Source organism: Kribbella sp., from assembly GCF_035655035.1.
Classification (GTDB): domain Bacteria; phylum Actinomycetota; class Actinomycetes; order Propionibacteriales; family Kribbellaceae; genus Kribbella.
The window spans coordinates 1-5,683 of sequence record NZ_DASRVN010000459.1 but is presented as its reverse complement, the minus strand read 5'-3'; the positions used below and the strand labels follow the sequence as shown (position 1 = coordinate 5,683).

Below are 5,683 nucleotides of genomic sequence, written 5' to 3'. Positions count from 1 at the left end.
CGCGAGCCGGCCATCGCGGACAGCGTCGCCGGTGTCATCTCGAACCCGATGAACCAGGCCGCGGTCAGCAAGATCGCGCTGTACTCGTTCGCCGAGCTCGGCTGGAACCCCGCGAAGTACGACCCGCAGGCGTCCTGGCGGCGGGCCCTCGCCGAGCGGGCCGGCGGCGATCCGGGCGGCACCGCCGCCCTCGAGGTGTTCGCCGATCTCAACACGTACGACGGCACGCTGCACCCGGAGAGTGCGCCGGTGTTCGCTGCCGCGGTCGACCAGTTCTGGCAGCTGTGGCGGTCCGGCCGCCGCGCCGAGGCGATCGCCGTCCTGCGGCCGAAGGTGAACGCGATCGCCGCCGCCCCGGCCACGATCCGCGCCAAGGTGGTCGACCCGGCGTTCGCGGACCAGGCGGAGTCGTGGCTCAAGGCAACGGAACTGTGGGGCCGGGCGATGAACCGCGCCCTCGACCTGCTGGCCGCCCTGGACGCCGGTGACGGAGCGGGCGCCTGGGCCGCGCGGCAGCAGGTGACCGCGCTCGTCACGCAGGCGAAGGCGATCCGCGACAGCCGGCTCCCGCACAGCGGCACCTACCCGCGGATCGGCGAGGGCGTCGTCGACGAGCTGATCGCCGAGGCCGGGCGCGTCCACGACCGCTGGCTCGGGGTCCAGCCCGGACGTACGGCGAGCAGCAGCCTCGGGACGTACCAGGACAACGTGCCCGCGCGGATGATCGACGGCGACCCGAACACGTACTACTGGAGCAACGGCGCGCCGAGTACCGGCTCCGAGGTCCGGGTCGATCTTGGTCAACTGTCGACAATCGGATTGATCACGATCCTGATGGGCAAGTCGTCGAGCCCGAACGACTACATCCACTCCGGCGTGCTCGAGTACTCCGCCGACGGCACCCGCTGGACCGAGCTGACCCGCGCGACCACGGCCGAAGTACGCGCCACGGCTCCGGCGGGGACGACCGCGCGGTACGTCCGGTACCGGTCGTTGAGCGCGAGCGACTACTGGCTGGTGGTCCGCGAGTTCACGGTCGCGACGATCGGCGGGCGGGAGACCACGCTGACCGCGAGCGGTACGCCGGCACCGGCGGCGGGTTCGTCGTTCCAGCAGGCTGTGGACGGCAGCGTCGACACCGCCTACGTACCGTCGACCGCCCCGGTCGCCGGGGATTTGTTGACCATCGGATTGTCGGCGCCGCGCGAGCTGGCCGGGCTCACGATCCTGCAGCGGACGGCCGGATCGGCGGACGTGCAGGTCCAGGTCGGGGGAGTGTGGCAGCGCGTCGGCTCGGTGTCGTCGGCGTACGCCGAGCTCCCGGTGCCGGACCTGAAGGCGGAAGCAGTACGGCTGGTGTGGACGGGCGGTACGCCGGCCGTGGCCGAGGTCGTGCCGCTGTGGTCGGACACCCCGCTCGCGGCGGTCCGCGTCGGCGAGGACCGTACCGACGTGGTCCGCGGTGAGACCTCGACGTTCGGCGTGGACGTCGCGGCCGAGCGCGGTACGGACGTCAGCGGGACCCTCGCGATCACGCCGCCGGCCGGCTGGACGGTGGAGGCCGCGCACTCCCTCACCGTCAAGCGCGGCTTCACCGAAACCGTCCCGGTCAAGCTGACACCACCCGCCGACGCACCACTCGCCGACGTCGACATCCCGGTCAAGCTCACCGTCGGCCAGACAGCCTTCGACGCCGTCCTCCGGGTCGCCGTACGCCCGCGCACCGGCAGCACGAACGTCGCCCTGCACCGCCCGGTCGTTGCCTCCAGCATCGAGCCCGGTACGTCGTTCACCGCCGACCTCGCCGTCGACGGCGACCCCGGCACCCGCTGGGCCTCCGGCTACGACGATGCCTCCTGGCTGCAGGTCGACCTCGGTACGCCGACCCGCCTCGGCAAGCTCATACTGCGCTGGGAGACCGCCTACGGATCGGCGTACCGGATCGAGGTGTCGGACGACGGGTCCACCTGGACGACCGCGACCGAGGTCACGAACGGCGACGGCGGCACCGACACGCTCTGGCTCGACACCACCGCCCGGTACGTCCGCCTGCAGGGCGTCCATCGCGCGACGCAGTACGGCTACTCGCTCTACGAGCTGGAGGCCTATCCGGAGAGCTAGCCGGCAGGCAGGATGAGAGGACGCTGAGAGGCGCGTGTGTGCCGCCGTCCGGCGACCTACGGTGGAAGGGTGGGTACGGGCGGCCACGGCGTTCGGCTGCTGACGCGGCTTCTGGGCGTCAGCGCGCTGGCCGGTGCCCTCACGGCCGGGCTGGTGGTGCCGATCGCCGGGTTCGCCGGGATCGGCAGCAAGGCGGTGGTGGACTCGCTGGCCAGTCTGCCGAAGCCGCTGAACATCCGCCCCGCCGACGTCGGGACGCGGATCCTGGCCGCGGACGGCAGCGTGATCGCGAACCTGTACCAGGAGAACCGGGTGCCGGTCGCGCTGGACAAGGTCGCGCCGGTGATGCGGCAGGCGATCATCGCGACCGAGGACTCACGCTTCTACCAGCACGGCGCGCTCGATCTGCAGGGCACGCTGCGCGCGCTGATCCGCAACCGCGCCGAGGGCACCCAGGAGGGCGGCTCGAGCATCACCCAGCAGTACGTGAAGCTCACGCTGCTCGAGGAGGCCCGGACCCCGGCGGAGCAGCACGCCGCGACGGCCCCGACGTACCAGCGGAAACTCCTCGAGCTGCGGTACGCGGTCGCGGTCGAGCAGCAGCAGTCCAAGGACCAGATCCTCGACGGGTACCTGAACCTCGCGAACTTCGGCGACGGCGCGTACGGCGTCCAGGCGGCCGCCCAGCACTATTTCGGCGTGAACGCCGCCGACCTCAGCCTGCCGCAGGCCGCGATGCTGGCCGGCCTGGTCCGGAACCCGAGCGGGTACGACCCGGTGACGCACCCGGCGGCGGCGACCGACCGGCGGGCGACGGTGCTGCAGCGGATGCTCCAGCTCGGCATCATCAACGTCGCCGAGGCGAACACCGCGCTCCGGTCGCCGGTGATCGACCTGTCCCAGATGCACCTGGTGCCGAACGGCTGCGGCAACTCGGCGTACCCGTTCTACTGCGAGTACGTCGTGTCCAAGCTGCTCGCCAACCCGGCGCTCGGCGACACCGTGCAGGCCCGCGACCAGTACCTGAAGACCAGCGGGCTGACGATCCGGACCTCGCTGGACCCGCGGATCCAGGCCGCCGCGCAGAAGTCCATCGACGAGCACAGCAAGCCGACCGACAACACGATCGCGGCGACCACCGTCGTCCAGCCCGGCACCGGGCTGGTCAAGGCGATGGCGCAGAGCGAGCCGTACGGCGAGGGGCGCCACGAGACGGCGTACAACTACAACGTCGAGAAGTCGTACGACGGCGGGTACGGCGGGTTCCAGAACGGCTCGACGATGAAGGCGTTCACGATCGCGGCGGCGATCCAGCAGGGCATCCCGATCGACTACAAGATCAACTCGCCGAGGCAGATCGACCTGAGCATGGTCCCGTACCGGACCTGCAAGGGCTGGACGCGCGACCAGAACTACCAGCCGAAGAACTCGACCAAGAACGGCGACTTCACCATGGTCGACGCCGCCCGGTACTCCGTGAACACGTACTTCCTGCAGCTGTCCCGCAAGACCGGGCTGTGCTCGATCGCGACGATCGCGGCCAAGCTCGGCATGTACAACGCGCAGACGCTGCAGCCGCTGGAGCAGGTCGTCTCGATGACGCTCGGCGTCGGGTACGTGACCCCGCTGATGCTGTCGAACGCGTACGCGACATTCGCCGCCCGCGGCGTGTACTGCGAGCCGCTGCTGATCACGTCGATCAAGGACGACAACGGCAAGTACCTGTCGACGCCGAGCCAGTCCTGCAAGCAGGTCCTCGAGCCGTGGGTCGCCGACGGCGTGAACCGGGTGCTGAGCGCGGTCATGCAGCCCGGCGGCACCGGCGGCAACCTGAAGTTCGGCAAGTGGGACCTGGCCGGCAAGACCGGCACCATCAACCAGAACCTGGCGGTCTGGTTCTCCGGCTACACCCCGAACCTCGCCGCGGCCGCGGTCGTCGCCGACGCGACCCCGCCGTACACGAACCTGATGGGGCAGACGCTGGACGGCCAGACCATCTCCGACCCGACCGGGTCCGGCACCGCCGGGCCGATCTGGGAAGGCGTCATGCAGGGCGCCCTCGAGGGCTTGCCGCGCGACCACTTCATCTCGCCACCGTCCCGCGTCCTCGGCAGCCTCAAGCGGTAGTAGCCCAGCCCGGTAGCCCGGCCGTGGATCAGGGCGTGGATCAGGCCGTCGGGTCGGCGCCGAGGGCCGTGTCGAGCAGCGTGCCCAGCTGGTCGAGCTTAGCGGGGGTCAGAGCGTCGAAGGACGTCTTGAAGACGGCGTCGACCGCCTCCTGCCCCTCGGCACGGAGCTCTTCGCCCTTGGCGGTGAGGCGGTGCTTGACCGCGCGCCCGGGGCCGGGGATCCGTTCGATCAGGCCGCGGTCGGCCATCCGGGTCGCGAGCGAGCCGAACGACTGATCGGTCTGGAAGGTCAGCACGGCCAGGTCGTGCAGGGAGGCGTCCGGGTTGCGATGCAGGTGCCGGAGCGTGTCCCACTGCACGAGCGACAGCCCGAGCGGGGCGAGCGCGCGGCTCAGCGCGCGGTGGTGCCGGTACTGCAGGCGCTTGACGGCCAGGGCGACGTCGGCGGGCTGGTGCTTCATGTCCCGCACTATATCAGGTTGCTTATATCAAGAGGCTGATCTAAGGTTCCTTATATAAACATCTTTGTGAGGGAGTAGCCATGAGCACGCCGATTCCGGCCGGAAGCCTCCGGCCCGTTCGTACCCTGACCACCGCCGCCGGCATCACCGTCCTGGACCGCGACCGCACCCGGCCGTTCCTGCTGCTGCACGGTGGCGGCGGCGTCCTGACCATGGCCGGTTTCGCCGACCTGCTCGCCGAGCGCACGCACTCGCGGGTGCTGCTGCCGACGCATCCCGGCTTCGGCGGTACGCCGCGCAGCGCCGCGCTGACGAACGTCCGCGACCTCGCCGCGGCGTACGTCGCGATGCTCGAGGAGCTCGACCTTGCCGATGTGACCGTGATCGGCAACTCGTTCGGCGGCTGGCTGGCGGCGGAGATCGCGCTTCAGCACAGCCCGCGGGTCAGCGGCGCGGTGATCGTGGACGGGATCGGCATCGAGGTCGAGGGGCAGCCGCTGACCGACGTCAGTGGATTCTCCGCGACCGAGATCCAGAAGTTCTCCTGGCACGACCCGAGCAAGGCGCCGGTGCCGGCGAGCGCCGGCGGGACCGGGCCGAGCCCGGACGTCCAGGCGCTGATCGGATACACCGGGCCGACGATGTCCGACCCGACGCTGGCGGAGCGGCTCGGCGGCATCGACATCCCGGTGCACGTCGTCTGGGGCGAGAGCGACCGGATCGCGGGCCCGGAGTACGGCAAGGCGTACGCCGGCGCGATCCCGCTGGCGACGTACACGCTGCTGCCCCGGACCGGGCATCTGCCGCAGCTGGAGACCCCCGAGGAACTGCTTGGCGCGCTGCTCGGGCTGGGGGCGTGATGACGACGTTGACCGTGACCCGGATCGGGCACGCCTGCCAGCTGATCGAGATCGGCGACCGCCGGATCCTCACGGATCCGTGGTTCACGCAGACCGCGACGTACTACCAGGG

4 protein-coding genes are annotated in these 5,683 nt (G+C 70.6%); 3 read left to right on the top strand and 1 reads right to left on the bottom strand.

The window, feature by feature from the left end; translation table 11 throughout:
- Nucleotides 1-2,121: discoidin domain-containing protein (locus VFF46_RS25295; RefSeq protein ID WP_325039700.1), on the top strand; the 2,121-nt coding region annotated here is incomplete at its 5' end.
- Between the two features lie 69 nt (nt 2,122-2,190).
- Nucleotides 2,191-4,248 carry a transglycosylase domain-containing protein gene (locus VFF46_RS25290; RefSeq protein ID WP_325039699.1) on the top strand — a complete coding sequence of 686 codons (2,058 nt, stop codon included), beginning with the start codon at nt 2,191-2,193 and terminating at the stop codon, nt 4,246-4,248.
- A 40-nt stretch (nt 4,249-4,288) separates the two neighbouring features.
- On the opposite strand, the gene VFF46_RS25285 is transcribed toward VFF46_RS25290, so the two are convergent.
- Nucleotides 4,289-4,711 (bottom strand): MarR family winged helix-turn-helix transcriptional regulator, encoded by a 423-nt coding sequence (locus VFF46_RS25285; protein ID WP_325039698.1) that lies wholly within the window; start codon nt 4,709-4,711, stop codon nt 4,289-4,291.
- An 80-nt stretch (nt 4,712-4,791) separates the two neighbouring features.
- Between VFF46_RS25285 and VFF46_RS25280 the strand changes: the two genes are divergently transcribed.
- Complete coding sequence (locus VFF46_RS25280) at nt 4,792-5,571, top strand: alpha/beta hydrolase (RefSeq protein ID WP_325039697.1); 780 nt, start codon at nt 4,792-4,794, stop codon at nt 5,569-5,571.
- Nucleotides 5,572-5,683 lie beyond the last annotated feature (112 nt).

Excerpts from the sequence above, each read along its gene's own strand:
- VFF46_RS25280 (WP_325039697.1), top strand. The coding sequence starts at position 4,792 with ATGAGCACGCCGATTCCGGCCGGAAGCCTCCGGCCCGTTCGTACCCTG.
- VFF46_RS25285 (WP_325039698.1), bottom strand. The coding sequence starts at position 4,711 with ATGAAGCACCAGCCCGCCGACGTCGCCCTGGCCGTCAAGCGCCTGCAG.